Source organism: Bradyrhizobium barranii subsp. barranii (assembly GCF_017565645.3).
Lineage (GTDB): Bacteria > Pseudomonadota > Alphaproteobacteria > Rhizobiales > Xanthobacteraceae > Bradyrhizobium > Bradyrhizobium barranii.
Map to the genome: position 1 here is coordinate 2,897,014 of NZ_CP086136.1, position 20,356 is coordinate 2,917,369.

Genomic DNA, 20,356 nt, shown 5'->3' on the forward strand with positions numbered 1-20,356 from the left:
AGCTATGGCCAAAGCCGCCTCGAAGCCCAATAAAACTCCAGCGAAAACGCCAGCGAAATCAAAGTCCTCCGCCGCGGCGAAAGCCGCGCCGGCGGCTCGCAAGGCACTCGCCAAGAGCGCCCCGAAGCCGGTCGCCAAGGCGGCTGTAAAGTCGGCTGCAAAGCCCGCTCCGAAGCCGGCGGCGAAGGCTGCGACCAAGTCGGCTGCGCCGAAGGTTGCCGTGAAGCCCGCCCCCAAAAAGGCCGCGCCCGCCAAGGCGGCGCCAGCCGCGGCCAAGGCCGGCAAATGGGTGTTCACGTTCGGCGACGGCAAGGCCGAGGGCCGGACGGAGATGCGCGACCTGCTTGGCGGCAAGGGCGCCAACCTCGCCGAGATGGCCAATCTCGGCCTTCCCGTGCCTCCCGGCTTCACCCTCCCGACCTCGGTCTGCACCTACTTCTACGCACACGACAAATCCTATCCGAAGGAATTGCAGTCGCAGGTTGAGAAGGCGCTCGACCATGTCGGCAAGTTGACCGGCAAGGTGTTCGGCGACGTCAAAAACCCGCTGCTCGTCTCCGTGCGCTCCGGCGCGCGTGCCTCGATGCCGGGCATGATGGACACCGTGCTCAATCTCGGCCTGAACGACGAGACCGTGGAAGCGCTGTCGGAACTGTCGGGTGACCGTCGCTTCGCCTATGACAGCTATCGCCGCTTCATCACCATGTATTCGGACGTGGTGCTCGGCTTCGAGCATCATCACTTCGAGGAAATCCTCGACACCTTCAAGGACAGCCAGGGCTATACGCTCGATACGGACCTCAGCGCCGAGGACTGGGTCGGGCTGGTCGGCAAGTACAAGGACGCGGTCGCGCGCGAGACCGGCAAGGATTTCCCGCAGGACCCGCACGACCAGCTCTGGGGCGCGATCGGCGCGGTGTTCTCATCCTGGATGAACGCGCGTGCGGTGACCTATCGCAGGCTGCACGACATTCCGGAATCCTGGGGCACCGCGGTCAACGTGCAGGCCATGGTGTTCGGCAACATGGGCGAGACGTCGGCGACCGGCGTCGCCTTCACCCGCAACCCCTCGACCGGCGAGAGCAAGCTCTACGGCGAGTTCCTGATCAACGCGCAAGGCGAGGACGTGGTGGCGGGCATCCGCACGCCGCAGGACATCACCGAGGAAGCGCGCAAGGAATCCGGTTCCGACAAGGCGTCGATGGAAGCGGCGATGCCGGAAGCCTTCAAGGAGCTGACGCGGATCTACACGCTGCTCGAGAAGCACTACCGCGACATGCAGGACATGGAGTTCACGGTCGAGCAGGGCAAGCTGTGGATGCTCCAGACCCGCGGCGGCAAGCGCACTGCCAAGGCGGCCCTGCGCATCGCGGTCGAGCTCGCCAATGAAGGGCTGATCTCGAAGAAGGAAGCGGTGACGCGGATCGATCCCGCCTCGCTCGACCAGCTGCTGCATCCGACCATCGATCCCGACGCCAAGCGCGACGTGATCGCGACCGGCCTGCCGGCCTCGCCCGGCGCGGCCTCCGGCGAGATCGTGTTCTCCTCGGACGAGGCGGCCAAGCTCCAGGCCGACGGGCGCAAGGTGATCCTGGTCCGCATCGAGACCAGCCCGGAAGACATCCACGGCATGCACGCCGCCGAAGGCATCCTGACCACCCGCGGCGGCATGACCTCGCATGCGGCGGTGGTCGCGCGCGGCATGGGCAAGCCCTGCGTCTCCGGCTGCGGCACCATCCGCGTCGATTACGGCCGCGGCACCATGAGCATCGGCTCCCGCACCTTCAAGACTGGCGACGTCATCACCATCGACGGCTCGCTCGGCCAGGTGCTCGCCGGCCGCATGCCGATGATCGAGCCGGAGCTGTCCGGCGAGTTCGGCACACTGATGAAATGGGCCGACCAGGTCCGCAAGATCGGCGTGCGCGTCAACGGTGACACGCCGGAGGATGCGCGCACCGCGATCAAGTTCGGCGCGGAAGGCATCGGCCTGTGCCGCACCGAGCACATGTTCTTCGAGGAGACGCGCATCCGCACGGTGCGCGAGATGATTCTCTCCGAGGACGAGCAGTCGCGCCGCGCCGCGCTCGCAAAGCTGCTGCCGATGCAGCGCGCCGACTTCGTCGAGCTGTTCGAGATCATGAAGGGTCTGCCCGTCACGATCCGGCTTCTGGATCCTCCCCTCCATGAATTCCTGCCGCACACCCATGCCGAGGTCGAGGAAGTGGCACGCGCCATGAACACCGACCCGCGGCGCCTGGCCGACCGTGCGCGCGAGCTCTCGGAGTTCAATCCGATGCTCGGTTTCCGCGGCTGCCGCATCGCGATCGCCTATCCGGAGATCGCCGAGATGCAGGCGCGTGCGATCTTCGAAGCCGCAGTCGAGGCCGAGAAGCGCACCGGCAAGGCCGTCGGCCTCGAGGTGATGGTGCCGCTGATTGCCACCAAGGCGGAGCTCGACCTCGTCAAGGCGCGCATCGATGCCACCGCGAAAGCCGTGATGCGCGACACCAACACCAAGATCGCCTACCAGGTCGGCACCATGATCGAGCTGCCGCGCGCCTGCCTGCTCGCGGCCGAGATCGCGGAGAGCGCGGAGTTCTTCTCGTTCGGCACCAACGACCTCACGCAGACCACCTACGGCATCAGCCGCGACGACGCCGCGAGCTTCCTCGGGACCTACGTGTCCAAGGGCATCCTCCCGGTCGATCCCTTCGTCGCGCTCGACCAGGAAGGCGTCGGCGAGCTCGTCAAGATCGGCGTCGCGCGCGGCCGCAAGACGCGCCCGAAGCTCAAGGTCGGCATCTGCGGCGAGCACGGCGGCGATCCCGCCTCCGTCGCCTTCTGCCACGACATCGGCCTCGACTACGTCTCCTGCTCGCCCTACCGCGTGCCGATCGCCCGTCTTGCCGCGGCGCAGGCGGCGCTCGGCAAGGCGATCGCGAGCCAGGCGTAAGCGCGGCGTTGAAGTGCTGAATGCGAAGAGGCGGGGCTAGGCCCCGCCTCTTTCATTTGATGCGACACTCCACCCACACTTCATTGCGAGCGCCCCACACTCACTGTCATCGCCCGGCTTGACCGGGCGATCCAGTATTCCGAGACAACCGTGATTGAATTGAGAAGCCGCGGCGTACTGGATGCCCCCGGTCAAGCCGGGGCATGACAGCGGTGTTTGCGGGACGTGGTTCCCGTAAACGATGGAGCCGCCCGCGTCCCGTAATGAGACGCGCGCGCAAGAGTTCCTTCACCATTCGCGTTGACCGAATGTTTACCGCTTTACGAGAGGCGGCGTTTACCAACGTGCATCATTGCCCGTGAAACCGCCTGCAATCGCTTGAGTGTGCCGCACGCGCAACGCCGATTAACGCCCCGGCAACCTAAATTGGATACTGACGATAAAGATCGAATTGTACGGACGTACTGCGGTTCGATTTTTCTGGCGTAAGCGTAGCGTGAGCGTGTCGATGTCAGTGTTGCGTAACCATCCGAAGGGCGCGCGGTTCGCGTCCTTCGGAATCGGTCTCTGCATCTTCGCATTGATGCCGAGAGAGACCGGCTATCAGGATATCGCGTCGTTGCTGGCGCGTCAGCCCGGCGTCGCCGAGCGCTGGCAGAAGCAGGTGTTTTCCGCCGCGTCCTCGATCCAGCTCGCCACCTACAGCTTTTCCCGTCCGATCGGCACGTCGCTTCCGCAGAGCGCGATGGTTCGCCTCGCGAGCCTCGATGGTCGCGACGTCACCGGCGCGATCAGCCGCAATCCTGCGCTTCAGGCGCCGCCGCGCTACCAGGCCGCCGATTTTCCCAAGGTCGATCGCTCCATGAAGGGCGATCGCCTCGCAAGCGTCACACCCACGCAGGTTCCCGAGACGAGCGCACCATCGGCTGCGCCGGCGCAGCAAGATCCCGCGACATCGAACAGCTCGGTGTTCGGCGCCAAGACCGCCGCGTTGCCACAAATCATGTCGCCGGAGTCCGCGGCGGCGCTCGATCCTGAGCTTCAGGAAGCGCTGCGTGCGCCGCCGCTGCCGCAATATGCCAATCCGCCACAAGCCAGTGACGCGGCGCGCGCGTTCGCGGTTCAGCCGCTCGAGGCGCTGAAGCAGGCGACCCTTCCGGACGTGGCGCCGCGCGATCCCTTCCGCGTCAAGACCTCGAACCTGTTTTTCGGCAGCTCCTCGCTCGGCGGCAATCTCGAGAGCATCGAGAGCTGGCAGCCCGGCGCCGAGCCGCTGATCGTGATGCCCGACCCTGACATGAAGGTGACGGCCGCGCTGTCGCCGCCGTCGGCCGAGATCGCCAGGGACATCGAAAGCGGCGAGAGCGTCGCGCCGAAGGGCGAGGTCAACGCCGACAACCAGCGCGCCAGATCGCCGGCGGAGCGGCTCGCGCTCGACGACAAGTCGCGCGCAAAGGCCGAGAAGTGTCTCGCCGAAGCCGTCTATTTCGAATCGCGCGGCGAGGCCGTGCGTGGCCAGATGGCGGTTGCGCAAGTCGTGATGAACCGCGTCTTCTCCGGCAAATATCCGGACACCGTGTGCGGCGCGGTCTATCAGAACAAGCACCGCCATTTGGCGTGTCAGTTCACCTTCGCCTGCGACAACAATGCCGACGTGATCCGCGAGCCCGAGATGTGGGAGCGCGCGAAAAAGATTTCGAAGGCGATGCTCGACGGTCAGATCTGGCTGCCCGAAGTGGGCAAGTCCACGCACTACCACGCCTACTGGGTGCGTCCGTCCTGGGTCGCCGAGATGAAGAAGATGTACAAGACCGGCGTCCACACCTTCTATCGCCCGCGCGCCTGGGGCGACGGCAGCGAAGAACCGAGCTGGGGCACCCCGGCCCAGACTGCGGCACTCTCCGCCGAGCTCGCCCAGGAAGCCAAGAGCTCCGCCGAGATGGGTGTGACCGAGCGAAGGTAATCATTCACGAAAGTTCGTCATGCCCGGGCTTGTCCCGGGCATCCACGTTCTTTGTGTTGCGAGGCGAGGCGTGGATGGCCGGGACAAGCCCGGGCATGACGGTGTGGCTCACGCCTCGATATCCAGCGCGCAGTCGAAATTCGGCGCCGAATGCGTTAGCGCGCCGGCCGAGGCGTAATCGACGCCGGTCGCCGCGATGGCCGCGATCGACTCCAGCGTGACGCCGCCGGATGCCTCCAGCTCGAGGCGCCCCTCGTTGAGCCGCACCGCCTCGCGCAGCGTCGCAAGGTCCATGTTGTCGAGCAGCACGGCGTCGGCGAGCCCGGCGCCGAGCACCTCGCGCAATTGCGCGAGCGTATCGACCTCGATCTCGATCTTGACGAGATGACCGGCATGGGCGCGGGCGCGCTCCAGAACCGGGCGGATGCCGCCGGCGACCGCGATGTGGTTGTCCTTGATCAGGATCGCATCGTCGAGCCCGAAGCGGTGGTTGAAGCCGCCGCCGCAGCGCACGGCGTATTTCTCCAGCGCGCGCAATCCCGGCGTGGTCTTGCGCGTGCAGCAGATGCGCATTGTCGTGCCTTCGGTCCGCGCGACGTAGTCGGCCGTGAGCGTCGCGACGCCTGATAGCCGGCCGACGAAATTCAACGCGGTCCGCTCCGCCGTGAGGATGGCGCGCGCCGGGCCCGTGATCGTCAGCACGTGCTGGCCGCGGGCAACCCGTGCGGCGTCGCGGACATGTGCGCGCACCTCGATATCGGATGAGAGCTTTTGCAGCGTCGCCAGCGCCAGCGGCAGGCCGGCGATCACGCCGGACTGGCGCGCGACCAGGATCGCCTGCGCCTTGGTCGCCTCCGGGATCGTCGCAAGCGAGGTGATGTCGCCGGCGCGGCCGAGATCCTCGTCGAGCGCGCGATGCACGGCCTCATCGATCGCAAGCGGCGACAGGAAGGTGTCGGGATAGAGCAGTGACGTCGGGGTGATCATGGGGAACTCCATCAGGCGATCATCGGTCGGGCGGTGCGTGGCAGCGGACGCTCGCTCAGGCTCTCCGCGATCTCACGTGCCTCCGTGAGCGTCGTCATCGTTCTCTGTGCTAGCGTGGGGACATCCGCCGGATGGTCGGAGCGGAAATGCGCGCCGCGGCTTTCGCGCCGGCTCCAGGCGGAAGTCGCGACGAGCAAGGCTGACGCCGCCATGTTGCGGAGAACGACGCTTGCGGGCCCGCGTTCGACTGCGGCGAAGCTGCGCACGGCCTCCGCAAGCCCGTCACTGCTGCGGATCACGCCGACATGCGCGCTCATCATCGTTCGCAACCGCTTCACGGCGGCAGCGTCCGTCATGCCGCCACGCGACGTCACCAACGCATCGGGAAGGCGGGCAGGCGAGGGGATGGCGCGGCCGGCGATGTCGTCGGCGATGCGGGCGGCGTAGACCACCGCCTCCAAGAGCGAATTCGACGCCAGCCGGTTGGCGCCATGCGCGCCGGTGGACGACACTTCGCCGCCGGCCCAGAGCCCGTCGATCGAGCTGCGGCCGCGCTCATCCACCGCAATGCCGCCCATGTGGTAATGCGCCGCCGGCGCGATCGGGATAGCCTGCGTGGCGGGATCGATGCCGGCAGCGATGCAGCTTGCATGCACGGTCGGGAACTTGTCGGCGAAGCGCGCACCGAGCGCCTGCCGGGCATCGAGAAAGGCACCACGCCCGGCCGCGATCTCGGCGAACACGCCGCGGGCCACGATGTCGCGCGGAGCGAGCTCTGCGAGCGGATGGAGCGCCGTCATGAAACGTTCGCCATCGCCGTTGATCAGCGTTGCCCCTTCGCCGCGCAGCGCCTCCGTTGCCAGCGGCGCCGGATCGCGCCCGGCCATGATGGCGGTCGGATGGAACTGCACGAACTCGGGATCGGCGATGACTGCACCAGCGCGCGCGGCGATCGCAAGGCCCGAGCCGCTGGCTTCGAGCGGGTTGGTGGTGACGGCATAGAGATGGCCGAGGCCACCGGTCGCCAGCACCACCGCGCGAGAGGCAAGCAGGAGCGGACGTGCAGCGGGATTGCCGGCCTCGCGCAATTGAAGACCCGTGACCGCGCCGTCCTCGGTCAACAGCGCTTCCGCAACGAAGCCTTCGATCAGTCGGATCGATGGCGTGCGGCGCACAGCTTCGCTTAGTGCCGCGATGATCGCGGCTCCGGCCCCGTCGCCGCGCACATGCACGATGCGCCGCGCCGAATGCGCGGCCTCGCGGCCGACCGCGAGCTTGCCTTCGAGGTCGCGGTCGAACGGCACGCCATAGGCGAGTAAATCGTGAATCCGAGGCGCGGCCTCGCGCGCGATGCCGAGTGCGACCGCCTCGTCGACGAGGCCGCCGCCGACGGCGATGGTGTCAGCGGCGTGCGCCTCCGGGCTATCGCCTTCGGCCACGGCCGCAGCGATGCCGCCTTGCGCCCAGGCGGATGATGCGCCCTGTCCGAGCGGAGCGGCCGAGATCAGCGTTACCGGCCGCGGCGCGAGCTTCAGTGCACAAAAGAGTCCGGCGAGGCCACCGCCGACGATGACGACGTCATCGGTGCTGCGGGTGAGATTGTGGATGTTGTCTTGCATGTCTCACTCTCAATTCTTCAGATTGATCATCCGCTCGACCGAGCGCCGCGCGCGTTCCGCGAGCGCGGGATCGATCGTGACCTGCTCGCCAAGCGTGAGCAGGCTGTTCAGAATGTTGGCGAGCGTGATGCGCTTCATGTGCGGGCAGAGATTGCAGGGGCGCAGCATCTCCACATCGGGCAGCTCGGCGCGGACATTGTCGGCCATCGAGCATTCCGTGATCATGACGAGCCGCCGCGGCCGCCGCTCGCGCACCCAGTTGATCATGTGCGCGGTCGAGCCGGTGAAATCGGCTTCCGCCAGCACATCAGGCGGACATTCGGGATGCGCGATGATCTGCACCGACGGGTCGGCCTCGCGATAGGCGCGCAGCTCCTCGCCGGTAAAGCGCTCGTGCACCTCGCAGGCGCCCTTCCAGGCGATGATCTTCACGTCGGTCTTCGAGGCGACATACGTTGCAAGGTAGCGATCGGGCAGGAAGATCACGGTCGGTGCGTTCAGGCTCTCGACCACTTGCACCGCGTTCGACGAGGTGCAGCAGATGTCGACCTCCGCCTTTACTTCCGCCGACGTGTTGACATAGGCGACGACAGGCACGCCGGGAAATTTCTCGCGGAGCAGGCGAACGTCCGCGCCCGTGATGCTGTCCGCGAGCGAGCAGCCGGCGCGCGCGTCCGGGATCAATACCATCTTGTCCGGGTTGAGCAGCTTTGACGTCTCCGCCATGAAGTGCACGCCGCATTGCACGATGATGTCCGCCTTCACCTTGGTCGCTTCGATCGCGAGCTGAAGCGAGTCGCCGCCGATATCGGCGACGCAATGAAAGATCTCCGGCGCCTGGTAGTTGTGCGCGAGGATGACGGCGCCGCGGGCCTGCTTCAGCTCGTTGATCGCCTTGATCGTCGGCGCCATCAGCGGCCACTCGATCGGGGGGATGACGTGCTTCACGCGCTCATAGAGCGGCGCAGTGGCCCGCTCGACGTCCGCAGTCCATTCCAGTGAGGGCTTCGGCAGCGCGGGGCCGGTTCGCGCTGGTATGGCGCGAGGAGGGGCGGGGACTTGGCCCTGCGGCCGGTTGGCAAAGTCGTCGGGGCCGTAAATTCCAGTGATGGGCATCGAAGCCTCCCGTGAATGCTAATTATGCTCTATATGAGTATATATAGGGTCTGAGAAATCCGGCCGAGAGGGCCGGTGGGTTTCGCTAGAGCTCACATATACTCAATCTGAGTAAATCAAAGATAACATGCGCCCGAGCGGGCCGCTAGCCCCAGCCGCACACATTCCCGTTAAATCGCGCTCGGCGCGTCGGGGAGCGCCGCGATGAAACGCAATGCTCCGGCGGCAGCCCTTCGTGGAACGCAATCATTTTTGACTTGGGATCTTCATGCAACTGCATTAAACGCGTGACTCGCGGTTGCCTTTCCCGGATCCGCCAGCGACTGATGAGGAACCCATGTCCACTCAAGCGGGCGAGCTCGGTCCGGTCTCGCGTTCCTCCTCCTGGCGCACCCCGGCGATCATCATTCTCTGCGGCTGTGCGATCGGCATGCTCGGCTTCGGCCCGCGCTCGGCGCTTGGCTTCTTCGTGCAGCCGATGAGCCACGAATTCGCCTGGGGCCGCGACGTGTTCGGCCTCGCGATCGCTTTCCAGAATTTGCTGTGGGGATTGGGCCAGCCCCTCGCCGGCGCGGTCGCCGATCGCTTCGGCCTGTTCCGGGTGATGTGCGTCGGCGCGCTGCTTTACGCCGGCGGCCTGCTGCTGATGCGCTATTCCTCGACGCCGCTGTCGCTGAACATCGGCGCAGGTGTCATGGTCGGCTTCGGTCTCGCCGGCTGTTCGTTCAACTTGGTGCTGTCGGCCTTCACCAAGCTGTTGCCGGCGGAGAAGCGCGGCCTCGCGCTCGGTGCCGGCACTGCGGCGGGCTCGTTCGGCCAATTCCTGTTCGCGCCGATCGGCGTCGCACTGATCGACAATTTCGGCTGGCAGCAGGCGCTCACCGTGTTCGGCTTCCTGATGCTGCTGATCATCCCGCTGTCGCTGGCACTCTCGACGCCGCCGGTCGCAACCACGGCCAATGCGACGCCAGCGGATGAGCAGACCTTCACGAAAGCGCTCGCCGAAGCCTTCGGCCATCGCTCCTATGTGTTGCTGGTGCTCGGCTTCTTCACCTGTGGCTTCCAGCTCGCCTTCATCACTGTGCATCTGCCGGCGTTCCTGGTCGATCGCGGCATCTCGACGCAAACCGGCGGCTGGGTGATCGCGGCGATCGGCCTGTTCAACATCATGGGATCGCTGAGCGTCGGCTATCTCCAGAACTCGCTGCCCAAGCGCTACATCCTCTCCGCGATTTATTTCACGCGTGCGCTTGCGACGCTCGCCTTCATCTCGTTCCCGATCACGCCGTTCTCAGCAATCGCATTCGGTGCGGTCTCCGGTCTGACCTGGCTGTCGACGGTGCCGCCGACCTCGGCGCTGGTGGCGCTGATGTTCGGCACGCGCTGGCTCGCCACGCTCTACGGCTTCGCCTTCGTCAGCCATCAGGTCGGCGGCTTCCTCGGCGTCTGGCTCGGCGGCATCGTGTTCGAAAAGTTCGGTTCCTATACGCCGATCTGGTGGCTCTCGATCCTGTTCGGCGTGCTGTCCGCGCTGATCAATCTTCCGATCGTCGAGAAACCGGTTCAGCGAGCGGTTGCGCAGCCTGCCTGATCGGCTAAACATCCCCTGAAACAAGTCCAGGGAGTTCAGTCGTGGCCACATTCAAGGCGATCCGGATCGACAAGGCGGACAAGGGCACCACCGCCGCACTCACGCAGTTCGACGACGCCGAACTGATGGACGGTGATGTCACGGTCCGCGTGGAATGGTCGACGCTGAACTACAAGGACGGCCTCGCGCTCACCGGCAAGGCGCCGGTGGTGCGCCGCTTCCCGATGATCGCCGGCATCGATTTCGCCGGCACGGTTGAAACCTCCGCCCATCCGCAATGGAAGGCGGGCGACAAGGTCGTCTGCACCGGTTGGGGCATGGGCGAGACCCATCTCGGCGCCTATGCCGAGAAGGCGCGGGTCAAGGGCGACTGGCTGGTCGCCTTGCCGCAGGGCCTGTCGGCGCGTGACGCCATGGCGATCGGCACCGCCGGCTTCACCGCGATGCTGTCTGTGCTGGCGCTGGAGAAGCACGGCCTGTCGCCGAAGAGCGGCCCTGTGGTGGTGACGGGCGCGGCCGGCGGCGTCGGCTCGGTCGCCACCGCCGTGCTCTCGAAGCTCGGTTATCACGTCATCGCCTCGACCGGCCGCGCCTCGGAAGCCGACTATTTGAAAGAGATCGGTGCGGCCGAGATCATCGACCGCAATGAATTGTCGGCGGCGGCCAAGCCCCTCGCCAAGGAGCGCTGGGCCGGCGGCGTCGACAGCGTCGGCTCGACCACGCTCGCGAATCTCCTGTCGATGACGAAGTATGGCGGCGCGATCGCGGCGTGCGGCCTGGCGGCCGGCATGGACCTGCCGTCTTCTGTCGCACCCTTCATTTTGCGCGGGGTGTGCCTTCTCGGCATCGATTCCGTGATGTGCCCGATCGAGCCGCGGAAAGCCGCCTGGCAGCGTCTGGCCTCGGATCTGGATCGGACAAAACTATCTGAAATTACTCATGAAATTCCGCTCGAAGAAGTTTCGGAATGGGGCGCGAAAATCCTCGCCGGCCAGGTCCGCGGCCGCATCGTGGTAAAAATTGTCTAACGACGTTCAGACTTTACCAACCAAGCTGCTTCAATGTCGCCATGGTTAGTATGGTAAGCAGCGGGTAAAGAGATAAGGCATCGCCCGCGCTGGGGTTGGTTCGGAGTTGAGCATGCTTGCGCGTATTGTGTTGGGGGCTTTCACGGCGGCAGCGACGTTCGCGCCGGCCATTGCAGGAAGCATGAACGCCGACGAGGCGCGCCGCTTCGTTGCCGGTAAGGTGTTCGCCTTCACCTGTTTCGACGGCACCCGCGGCGCAGGCCGCATCCTGGACGATCTCGGCGCCGCCGGCGCGGTGCAGTTCTCGGGCGCAGGCCCGGTGAAGCATCTCCGCCTGCCCGGCAACACGCTCCAGATCCGCGGGCAGAACGTCTGCGCCTCGATCAAGGGCATTCCGTTCGAGCCCTGCTTCAACCTGGAAAAGACCGACGATCGCAGCTTCCGCGGCTCGGTGTCGGGCATGGGCTTCGCCTATTGCGACTTCCACCACCAGGGCGGCAATCAGATGCTGATGGCCCGCGCCGTGGCGCGTCCGCGTTCGCTGCGCTCTTCGGAGCGCACCGGTTCGGTCGCTGCGTCCAATACTGAAGTCGCCGCGCGCGTCGAGACGCCGCGTGTCGAGAGCAGCCGGCTCGAGCCGGTGAAGTCCGAAGCCAGATCGGAGCCCGCCAGGAACGACGCTCCGCTGGAATTGCGCCGCTCGACCCAGTGAGCTGGCTGCTCGGGACCGCCCGCGCATTTTGTCGTTGAAAATATTCGTCGGTCACCAAGCCGCCGCGCCGTAGTCATACGGACGGCGGCTTTCATGCCTTGGTAGCGACTCGCGTCCCAGTTTGCCCAGGGCCGGGGGGCAAGGGTTCTACGATGTCGCTGTATTTCTTTCGCATCAGCACCGGTCGTTATTCCGGCGCCGCCGACCAGCCGTACGAGTTCGAGGATCGCGCCGCCGCCTGGGCCGAGATGAGCGAGGTCTGCGCCAACCTGCTCGGCAGCATCGCGCGCAACCTGAAGCCGAACGCGAAGTGGAGCATGGAGCTGCTCGACGAGAACAAGAAGCCGGTCTTCCGCGTCAGCCTGGTCGGTGAGACCGTGTGCTGATGACCGCGAACGGGCAACCGTTAACGGACGCCAGCGCGTGCAAATCCGCGAGTTCCATTTCATTGCACGTGAAAAGTGCGCAACTGCAGTAGTTTAAGCACGATTTCAGTATTTCTACCCAGGCTGCCGCGGCCACCCTTAACGTTAATGAGTAACCTCGCGGTTAGCCTTCCCGGACTGTTCACGCGCGTCGGCGCGGCAATGCGTATCCGGGGATTATGTCGATGATGTTCATTCAGAACCTGCGAATTGGCACCAAGCTCGCTGTGACCTCGGCACTCACCATCGCGCTCGTCGCGCTGATGATCGTCCTCCAGATGAACGGCGACGCTGCGGTTCAGAAGCTCAGCAATGGGGCATCGGGGCAGCAGTCGATCGCGCAAAGCGCCGCGGAAGCCAAGGCGTCGGTCCGCGGGATGCAGATCGGCATTCGTGACATCCTGAGCTCCACGTCGCCGGCCGAGTTGCAGAAGGCCGTCACCTATTTCAACGATCGGCAGACCGCGGCCCTGAAATTCGCGGACGAGATGGCGAAGCTGTCGCGCTCGCCGGAGAATCACAAGCGGATCGACCGCCTGGTCGTGTTGGTCGGCAATTTCAGCAAGGGGCAACAGCAGATCGAAGCGATCCGCAAGCAGGAGCTCGCCCTGAGCGCGAAGAAGGACGGCGAGGCGGCAGCACCGCTCGCAAAGCTCGTGGCCGAGGTCGACCGCATCCGCAAGGAGATGCTGGCGCCGATCAACGAAGAGATATCGGAGCTGACCAACGAGATCATCAACTTTGCCAAGCAGAAGAGTGCCGAAGCCCGCACCGAAGCCGAAGCTGAGGCCGCGTCCGTTGCGCGGACCTCGTTCGTCGCTGGCGTGCTGGTCGCGCTGGTTCTGATCGGGGCCTGCATCTTCTCCGTCTTCAGCATTGCGCGGCCGATGCGCGCATTGACGGCGGCGATGGAGAAGCTCGCCGGCGGCGATTTCTCCGTGGTGCTGCCGGGCCTCGGCCGCAAGGACGAGGTCGGCGAAGTCGCCGGTGCCGTCGAGAAATTCAAGATCGTATCTGAACAGAAGGCGCGAGAGGACGCGGAAGCCAAGTCGCGGCAGGATCAGCTCGCGGCCGAGCAGCGCAAGTCCGAGATGCGCAGGCTCGCCGACAGCTTCGAAGGCGCCGTCGGCGAGATCGTCGGTACGGTGTCATCGGCTTCCACGGAGCTTGAAGCATCCGCCACCACGCTCACCTCGACCGCGGAGCGCACGCAGCAGCTCACCACCGTGGTCGCGGCGGCCTCCGAAGAGGCCTCCACCAACGTGCAGTCGGTGGCGTCGGCAACGGAGGAGCTGTCGTCGTCGATCACCGAGATCAGCCGTCAGGTGCAGGAATCTGCGCGCGTCGCCAGCGAGGCGGTCGGCCAGGCCCGCACCACGACCGACCGTGTCAGCGAGCTGTCGAAGGCGGCGACGCGGATCGGCGACGTCGTGGAGCTGATCAACACCATCGCCGGCCAGACCAACCTGCTGGCGCTCAACGCCACGATCGAGGCCGCCCGCGCCGGCGAAGCGGGCCGCGGTTTTGCCGTGGTCGCCTCTGAAGTGAAGGCGCTCGCCGAGCAGACCGCGAAGGCGACCGGCGAGATCGGCCAGCAGATCGCCAGCATTCAGGCCGCGACCGAGCATTCGGTCGGCGCCATCAGGGACATCAGCGACACCATCGAGAAGTTGTCGGAGATCTCCTCGGCGATCGCGGCTGCGGTCGAAGAGCAGGGTGCCGCGACGCAGGAAATCTCCCGCAACGTGCAGCAGGCGGCGGAAGGCACCCATCAAGTGTCGTCCAACATCACCGACGTGCAGCGCGGCGCGAGCGAGACCGGCTCGGCGTCCTCGCAGGTGTTGGCGGCGGCGCAGTCGCTGTCCGGCGACAGCAATCGCCTCAAGCTCGAGGTCGGCAAGTTCCTGGGTATCGTTCGCGCGGCCTGACCAAAACCGCAGGGAGAGCCTTGCTCCCTGCGCAACTCTCGGAATGCAAGAGCGGCGTCGATCGCGGTGAAAGCTCCGTGTTTCTACGGCAAACGTGGTTAAGGGAAGCGGAATGGTTTTGGACGAGGTTCATGGGAATTCAGCCGCTTGAGCGGCAACGTCCATGAAGGGTTCCAGTCATGCATTTTCTCGGCCGCTTCCGCATCCTGAGCAAGATCCTCGGGATCGTCCTCCTGCTGTGCGGGATCGGTGCCGCGATCGCCTGGATTGGCGTCTCCGCCCTTAGCGATCTCAGCGAAAAGGCCGACGTGATGTCGACCGCGGCCAAGCGGGCCTTGCTCGCCGCGCGCGCCAACCAGAACGTCATCGCGCTGAACCGCGCTGAATTCCGCAGTGCGCTTGATCCGCGTGACGACAATCGCCTCGCCGCGCGTGATGTCATCAACGCCCAGCTCAAGCAGTATCAGGAGCGTTTCGACGAGGTCAGCCAGACCCCGGACGAGAAGGCCAAGACGCTGCTCCCGGGCGTGCGCGAGGCGTTCTCGGCCTACAAGAGCCAGATGGACACGACGCTCGCGGCCGTCGATGCCGAGAAGTCGGCGAAGCTCAGCGACAGCGCAGACAAGCTGCGCGACATCGCGATGAAGAGCAGGACCGCTGCGGAGAACCTTCAAGGCAAGATCCGCGAACTCGCCGATCGGCTGAATACGCGCGTCGAGGAGAAGAGCAAGGAAGCGCGCGAGCAGTATGAATCGACGTCACGCTTCCTGATCATCCTCGCAGGCCTCGGTGTCATCATCGGCGGCGCGTTGGGCTTCATCATCGGTCAGTACGGCAACCGATCCGCATGATCGTCGGTGTGCTCCAGGAGCTTGCCGCCGGCCGCTATCAGGTCGAGATCGCCGGCCTTGATCGCAAGGACGAGGTCGGCGAAGTCGCCAAGACCGCGGAAGTGTTCCGGGAGAACGGCCTTGCCAAGATCCGGATGGAAGCCGAGCAGAAGGAGATGGAGCAGCGCAGCGCGGCGCAGCGTCGCCAGGACATGCTCCGGCTTGCCGACCAGTTTGAAACCGCTGTCGGCGAGGTGATCGAGACCGTGAGCTCGGCCTCGACCGAGCTCGAGGCTTCCGCGACGACGCTGACCTCGACCGCGGAGCACGCGCAGCAACTCGCGACCGTGGTCGCTTCGGCCTCTGAGGAAGCCTCCACCAACGTGCAGTCGGTGGCCTCGGCGACCGAGGAGTTGTCGTCCTCGATCACCGAGATCAGCCGCCAGGTGCAGGAATCCGCGCGCGTGGCGAACGAAGCCGTCGGCCAGGCCCGCACCACGACCGAACGTGTCAGCGAACTGTCGAAGGCGGCAACGCGGATCGGCGACGTCGTCGAGCTGATCAACACCATCGCCGGCCAGACCAACCTGCTGGCGCTCAACGCCACGATCGAGGCTGCACGTGCCGGTGAAGCTGGCCGTGGCTTCGCCGTCGTCGCTTCCGAAGTGAAGGCGCTTGCCGAGCAGACCGCGAAGGCGACCGGCGAGATCGGCCAGCAGATTTCCGGCATCCAGTCTGCTACCCAGGAATCGGTCGGCGCCATCAAGGACATCAGCGACACCATCGAACGCCTGTCGGAGATCTCGTCGGCGATCGCGGCGGCGGTGGAGGAGCAGGGCGCCGCGACGCAGGAAATCTCCCGCAACGTGCAGCAGGCGGCGGAAGGCACCCATCAAGTGTCGTCCAACATCACCGATGTGCAGCGCGGCGCGAGCGAGACCGGCTCGGCGTCGTCGCAGGTGCTTTCGGCTGCGCAGTCGCTGTCCGGCGACAGCAACCGCCTCAAGCTCGAGGTCGGCAAGTTCCTCACCACGGTGCGCGCCGCCTGAGGGCGGCCGTCCTCACCCCATCGTCCGCCGATTGCAACCGCCGCGCGAGGACGCGTGGCGGTTCGCATGCGTCCGCAGCCGATGCCGCGGTGAGAAGGTCTGCACGGTTAACCTTCCGGAAAACCGATGCAGTCATGATCTCGCAATATTCGGGTGCCGAGTCGCCCTCCCTGTATTGCGTATCGAACGTATCGGAGCACATTCAATGAGCGGCTTCTCCATTCGCCTCACCCACAAGGTCATGGCGATCGGACTCTTCGGCCTTGTCGGTCTCGTCGTCTTCGGCGCGATCTACGAGATCGGCAGCCTCTCTCAGGACGCCTCCCGCACCGTTGCCAACCGCGCCCGCGCGATCGCTGACCTCAACAAGCAGCTCACGATCGAGATGCTGGAGGCGCGCCGCAACGAGAAGAATTTTCAGCAGCGCCGCAACGAAAGCTACGCCAAGGCGCATGCCGAGCTGATGGGACCGATCAACCGCGATTTCGACGAGGTCGAGCGGTTGATGGCGGCCGGCGGCATGAGCGCGCTGTCCGACAAGACCAGGCAGGCGCATGACGGCTTCAAACGCTATGCCGAGCATTTCAAGGCGCTCGTCGTGGCCGAGACCAGACTCGGGCTGAACGAGACGCTTGGCCTGTCCGGCTCGCTCCGCGCCGCCGTGCACGACATCGAGGTGAAGCTCAAGGAGATCGACGATCCCAGGACGACGAGCTGGATGCTGATGATGCGCCGGCACGAGAAGGACTTCATGCTGCGGCGCGACCCCAAATACATTGCCGAAGTGAAGAAGGCCGGGGTCGAATTCTCCAAGGCGATCGAGGTGGTCGCAGTCCCGACGGCGGTGATGAACGACATCACGGCCAAGCTCCAGAAATACCAGTCCGAGTTCGCGGCCTGGGCCGAGACCGCGCAGCAGAGCGCCGCGCTGGACGCGAGCATGATGAAGACATTCCGCGAGCTCGAACCCTCCATGGTCGAGGTGCGGACCGCCGTCGACGCCATGTACAAGCAGGCCGACGCCGCGGAGGCCGCAACGCGCGATGCCGTACGCCTGTGGATGATGATTGCTTTCGCCGTCACTGTCGTCGTGCTCGCCGTGGTCGGCTTCGTCCTGGGACGCTCGATCTCGAAGGCATTGTCCGGCATGGTCGGTGCGATGACGCGGCTCGCACGCGGCGAGCTTTCGATTGCCGTCCCCGGCGTTGGGCGCAAGGACGAGATCGGCGAGATGGCCGGTGCGGTCGAGGTGTTCAGGACCAACATGGCGGAGGCCGAGCGGCTGCGTGCGGAGCAGGCCGAGGCTGACGCGCGCGGGCGCGAACGGCGCAAGGCGGACATGCAGCGCCTCGCCGACGGGTTTGAAGGCGCAGTTGGCGAGATCATCGACACGGTGTCGTCGGCAGCAACCGAGCTCGAGGCGTCCTCCAACACGCTGACCCAGGCCGCCGAGCGCGGTAACGGGCTTGCCACGGCGGTGGCGGCGGCCTCGGAGGAGGCGTCCGCGAACGTGCAGTCGGTGTCGTCCGCGAGCGAGGAGATGACCACATCGATCTCGGAGATCAGCCGCCAGGTGCAGGAATCGGCTCGCGTCGCCGACGTCGCGGTGGAGCAGGCCCAGCGCACCAACGCGCGCGTCGCGGAGCTGACCAAGGCGGCAGGGCGTATCGGCGACGTGGTCGAGCTGATCAACACGATCGCCAGCCAGACCAATCTGCTGGCGCTGAATGCCACGATCGAGGCGGCACGTGCGGGCGAGGCCGGCAAGGGCTTTGCGGTGGTCGCGACCGAAGTGAAGGCGCTCGCCGAGCAGACCGCGAAGGCCACCGGCGAGATCGGCCAGCACATCGGAGCGATCCAGACCGCGACGCAGGATTCGGTCGGCGCGATCAAGGAGATCGGCGACACCATCGCGCGGATGTCGGAAATTTCCTCGGCCATCGCCGCAGCGGTGGAGGAGCAGGGCGCCGCGACGCAGGAGATCTCCCGCAACATCCAGCATGCCGCGCACGGCACCTCGGAGGTCTCCGCCAATATCGGCAACGTTCAGCGCGGTGCAGGCGAGACCGGGGCTGCGTCGGCCCAGGTGCATTCGGCAGCACAATCGCTGTCTCAGGAGAGCAACCGGCTGAAGAGCGAGGTCGCGCGCTTCCTGGAGTCGGTCCGGGCGGCCTGAGGTCGTCAGTTGCCCCGTTCGAGCCGCGCATCGCGGTGCGCCAGTGTGGCGTCGCGCGATGTCTGCTGCGCTGCAACCAATAATTGCGGAACATATAACGGCGGCGACAGCGAATTCCGTAGTTTCACGTAGGTTCCTGTTAACGCCTGTTTGCAACTATGAGCGCAATCTTACGGGATAAAAATCAGCCAGCATTGTTGAACTGACTTCCGCCCTGTCGTCCGTCGTGACGATGGCGGCGCAGGTGATTTGCGCGTTGCTAGGTCTCATCGGGATTTGCTGTGATGTCGAAGTTGTCGATCGTGTTCAAGCTTCTGACCGTGTTGTCGGTCCTCGTGCTGTCGCTCGCCGGCGTCGGCGTGATGGCGATCGGCACCATGCAGAGTATCAATTCCCACACCGTCGAGATAGCCGAGAGCTGGCTGCCGAGCGTGCGTGCGCTCGGCTCGCTTCGCGCCGACATCAACGAGCTGCGCGTCGCGCTGCGCCTGCACCTGATGCAGGACACCGCCGAGGGCAAGGAAGCCGCCGAGAAGCGCCTCGCCTCGCTGCAGGCGCGCATCGACCAGACCCGCAAGGTCTACGAGCCGCTGATCACCTCGGCCGAGGAGCGTTCGCTCTATGAGCAGTGGAGCAAGGCATGGGCCGAGTACCTGAACGGGGTGCAGGACGTCATGGCGCTGTCGCGCAAAGGCGTCGGTCGCTTCCCGACCGATGCCAACGAGCTGTTGCAGACCAAGGTCGCGAAGATGGCCCAGGCCGCCGATCCGCTGCACCAGAAGGGCATCGAGATGAACAACCGGGGCGCCGAGCTGGAGACGAAGCAGGCGGCCGACAGCTACGCCACGATCTTCCGCGTGCTGGTCGGCATCATCGTGTTCTCGGTCGTGATCGCGATCGGTGCCGCCTATTATCTCGTGCGTGACGTGTCTCGCGGGATTGCCTCGATCATCCATCCGATGCAGTCGCTTGGCGAAGGCGACCTCTCCGCCGAGGTGCCGCATCGCGGCGAGAAGACCGAGATCGGCTCGATGGCGGATGCGCTCCAGATCTTCAAGGAGGCGTTGATCGCCAAGAAGGCCGCCGACGAAGTCGCTGCGGCCGACGCCGAGGCCAAGATCGAACGCGGCCGCCGCGTCGACGCCATCACCCGCAAGTTCGAGGCCATGATCGGCGAGGTCGTCGGCACCGTGTCGTCGGCCTCGACCGAGCTCGAGGCCTCCGCGACCACGCTGAGCAGCACCGCGCAGCGCGGGCAGGAGCTTGCGACCGTGGTCGCCGCGGCGTCCGAGGAAGCCTCGACCAACGTCCAGGCGGTTGCGTCCGCATCGGAGGAGCTGTCGTCCTCCATCACCGAGATCAGCCGCCGCGTGCAGGATTCGGCGCGGATGGCCGCGGAGGCCGTCGAGCAGGCCACGCGGACCAACGACCGCGTCAACGCGCTGTCGCAGGCGGCATCGCGTATCGGCGACGTGGTCGAGCTGATCAACACCATCGCCGGTCAGACCAACCTGCTGGCGCTCAACGCCACCATCGAGGCGGCGCGTGCCGGTGAAGCCGGCCGCGGCTTCGCGGTCGTCGCCTCCGAGGTCAAGGCGCTGGCCGAGCAGACCGCGAAAGCGACCGGCGAGATCGGGGCCCAGGTCTCCGGGATCCAGGCTGCGACCCAGGAATCCGTCAGCGCCATCCAGGAGATCGGCGGCACCATCGAGCGGCTGTCCGAGGTGGCGGCGGCCATCGCAGCCGCCGTCGAGGAACAGGGCGCGGCCACGCAGGAGATCTCGCGCAACGTGCAGCAGGCTTCGGTCGGTACGCAGGAGGTCTCGATGAACATCACGGACGTGCAGCGTGGTGCGATCGAGACCGGCTCGGCGTCGACGGAGGTGCTGTCGGCGGCCAAATCGCTGGCGACCGACAGCACGCGGCTCAAAGTCGAGGTCGCGCAGTTCCTGGAGTCGGTCCGCGCGGCCTGATCC

General features: G+C 65.7%; 12 protein-coding genes and 1 pseudogene. 10 read left to right on the top strand and 3 right to left on the bottom strand.

The genetic code is table 11. The features are described from left to right. Positions 1–4: 4 nt before the first annotated feature. Entirely contained in the window at positions 5–2,956 is a 2,952-nt protein-coding gene (gene ppdK / locus J4G43_RS13955; protein WP_208085134.1) for a pyruvate, phosphate dikinase, read from the top strand. 508 nt (positions 2,957–3,464) lie between these two features. Beyond that, positions 3,465–4,919 carry a cell wall hydrolase gene (locus tag J4G43_RS13960; protein ID WP_208085135.1) on the top strand — a complete coding sequence of 485 codons (1,455 nt, stop codon included), beginning with the start codon at positions 3,465–3,467 and terminating at the stop codon, positions 4,917–4,919. Positions 4,920–5,027: 108 nt separating this feature from the next. Here J4G43_RS13960 and nadC read toward each other — a convergent pair whose 3' ends face one another. Genes nadC through nadA form a run of 3 tightly spaced genes read right to left on the bottom strand, consistent with a single transcriptional unit; the run spans position 5,028 to position 8,641 of the window. Then, positions 5,028–5,906, bottom strand: a complete 879-nt coding sequence (gene nadC, locus J4G43_RS13965; protein WP_208085136.1) for a carboxylating nicotinate-nucleotide diphosphorylase — start codon at positions 5,904–5,906, stop codon at positions 5,028–5,030. An 11-nt stretch (positions 5,907–5,917) separates the two neighbouring features. Beyond that, positions 5,918–7,525: an L-aspartate oxidase gene (locus J4G43_RS13970; RefSeq protein WP_208085137.1), complete on the bottom strand. Its 1,608-nt coding sequence runs from the start codon at positions 7,523–7,525 to the stop codon at positions 5,918–5,920. 9 nt (positions 7,526–7,534) lie between these two features. Beyond that, positions 7,535–8,641 carry a quinolinate synthase NadA gene (gene nadA, locus J4G43_RS13975; protein ID WP_208085138.1) on the bottom strand — a complete coding sequence of 369 codons (1,107 nt, stop codon included), beginning with the start codon at positions 8,639–8,641 and terminating at the stop codon, positions 7,535–7,537. Between the two features lie 337 nt (positions 8,642–8,978). Here nadA and J4G43_RS13980 point away from each other — a divergent pair, with 337 nt between their 5' ends. The 8 genes and pseudogenes from J4G43_RS13980 (at position 8,979) to J4G43_RS14015 (ending at position 20,353) form a co-directional block, all read left to right on the top strand. Then, on the top strand, positions 8,979–10,232 hold the full coding sequence (locus J4G43_RS13980; protein WP_208085139.1) for an MFS transporter: 1,254 nt from the start codon (positions 8,979–8,981) through the stop codon (positions 10,230–10,232). A 41-nt stretch (positions 10,233–10,273) separates the two neighbouring features. Continuing rightward, on the top strand, positions 10,274–11,260 hold the full coding sequence (acuI, locus tag J4G43_RS13985) for an acrylyl-CoA reductase (NADPH) (protein ID WP_208085140.1): 987 nt from the start codon (positions 10,274–10,276) through the stop codon (positions 11,258–11,260). 112 nt (positions 11,261–11,372) lie between these two features. Next, positions 11,373–11,972 carry a hypothetical protein gene (locus J4G43_RS13990; RefSeq protein WP_208085141.1) on the top strand — a complete coding sequence of 200 codons (600 nt, stop codon included), beginning with the start codon at positions 11,373–11,375 and terminating at the stop codon, positions 11,970–11,972. Positions 11,973–12,124: 152 nt separating this feature from the next. Continuing rightward, positions 12,125–12,358, top strand: a complete 234-nt coding sequence (locus tag J4G43_RS13995) for a DUF6894 family protein (protein ID WP_028152150.1) — start codon at positions 12,125–12,127, stop codon at positions 12,356–12,358. 224 nt (positions 12,359–12,582) lie between these two features. After that, positions 12,583–14,325, top strand: coding sequence for a methyl-accepting chemotaxis protein (locus J4G43_RS14000; RefSeq protein WP_208085142.1), 1,743 nt, complete (start codon positions 12,583–12,585; stop codon positions 14,323–14,325). A gap of 179 nt (positions 14,326–14,504) precedes the next feature. Beyond that, positions 14,505–16,204: pseudogene (locus J4G43_RS14005) on the top strand (methyl-accepting chemotaxis protein). A gap of 205 nt (positions 16,205–16,409) precedes the next feature. Beyond that, entirely contained in the window at positions 16,410–18,380 is a 1,971-nt protein-coding gene (locus J4G43_RS14010) for a methyl-accepting chemotaxis protein (RefSeq protein WP_208085145.1), read from the top strand. A 284-nt stretch (positions 18,381–18,664) separates the two neighbouring features. Then, positions 18,665–20,353, top strand: a complete 1,689-nt coding sequence (locus tag J4G43_RS14015; protein WP_208085146.1) for a methyl-accepting chemotaxis protein — start codon at positions 18,665–18,667, stop codon at positions 20,351–20,353. Positions 20,354–20,356: the final 3 nt, after the last annotated feature.

Bases quoted from the DNA above. Each gene is read 5' to 3' on its own strand.
- ppdK (WP_208085134.1), top strand. From the start codon at position 5: ATGGCCAAAGCCGCCTCGAAGCCCAATAAAACTCCAGCGAAAACGCCA.
- J4G43_RS13960 (WP_208085135.1), top strand. From the start codon at position 3,465: ATGTCAGTGTTGCGTAACCATCCGAAGGGCGCGCGGTTCGCGTCCTTC.
- nadC (WP_208085136.1), bottom strand. From the start codon at position 5,906: ATGATCACCCCGACGTCACTGCTCTATCCCGACACCTTCCTGTCGCCG.
- J4G43_RS13970 (WP_208085137.1), bottom strand. From the start codon at position 7,525: ATGCAAGACAACATCCACAATCTCACCCGCAGCACCGATGACGTCGTC.
- nadA (WP_208085138.1), bottom strand. From the start codon at position 8,641: ATGCCCATCACTGGAATTTACGGCCCCGACGACTTTGCCAACCGGCCG.
- J4G43_RS13980 (WP_208085139.1), top strand. From the start codon at position 8,979: ATGTCCACTCAAGCGGGCGAGCTCGGTCCGGTCTCGCGTTCCTCCTCC.
- J4G43_RS13990 (WP_208085141.1), top strand. From the start codon at position 11,373: ATGCTTGCGCGTATTGTGTTGGGGGCTTTCACGGCGGCAGCGACGTTC.
- J4G43_RS13995 (WP_028152150.1), top strand. From the start codon at position 12,125: ATGTCGCTGTATTTCTTTCGCATCAGCACCGGTCGTTATTCCGGCGCC.
- J4G43_RS14000 (WP_208085142.1), top strand. From the start codon at position 12,583: ATGATGTTCATTCAGAACCTGCGAATTGGCACCAAGCTCGCTGTGACC.
- J4G43_RS14010 (WP_208085145.1), top strand. From the start codon at position 16,410: ATGAGCGGCTTCTCCATTCGCCTCACCCACAAGGTCATGGCGATCGGA.
- J4G43_RS14015 (WP_208085146.1), top strand. From the start codon at position 18,665: ATGTCGAAGTTGTCGATCGTGTTCAAGCTTCTGACCGTGTTGTCGGTC.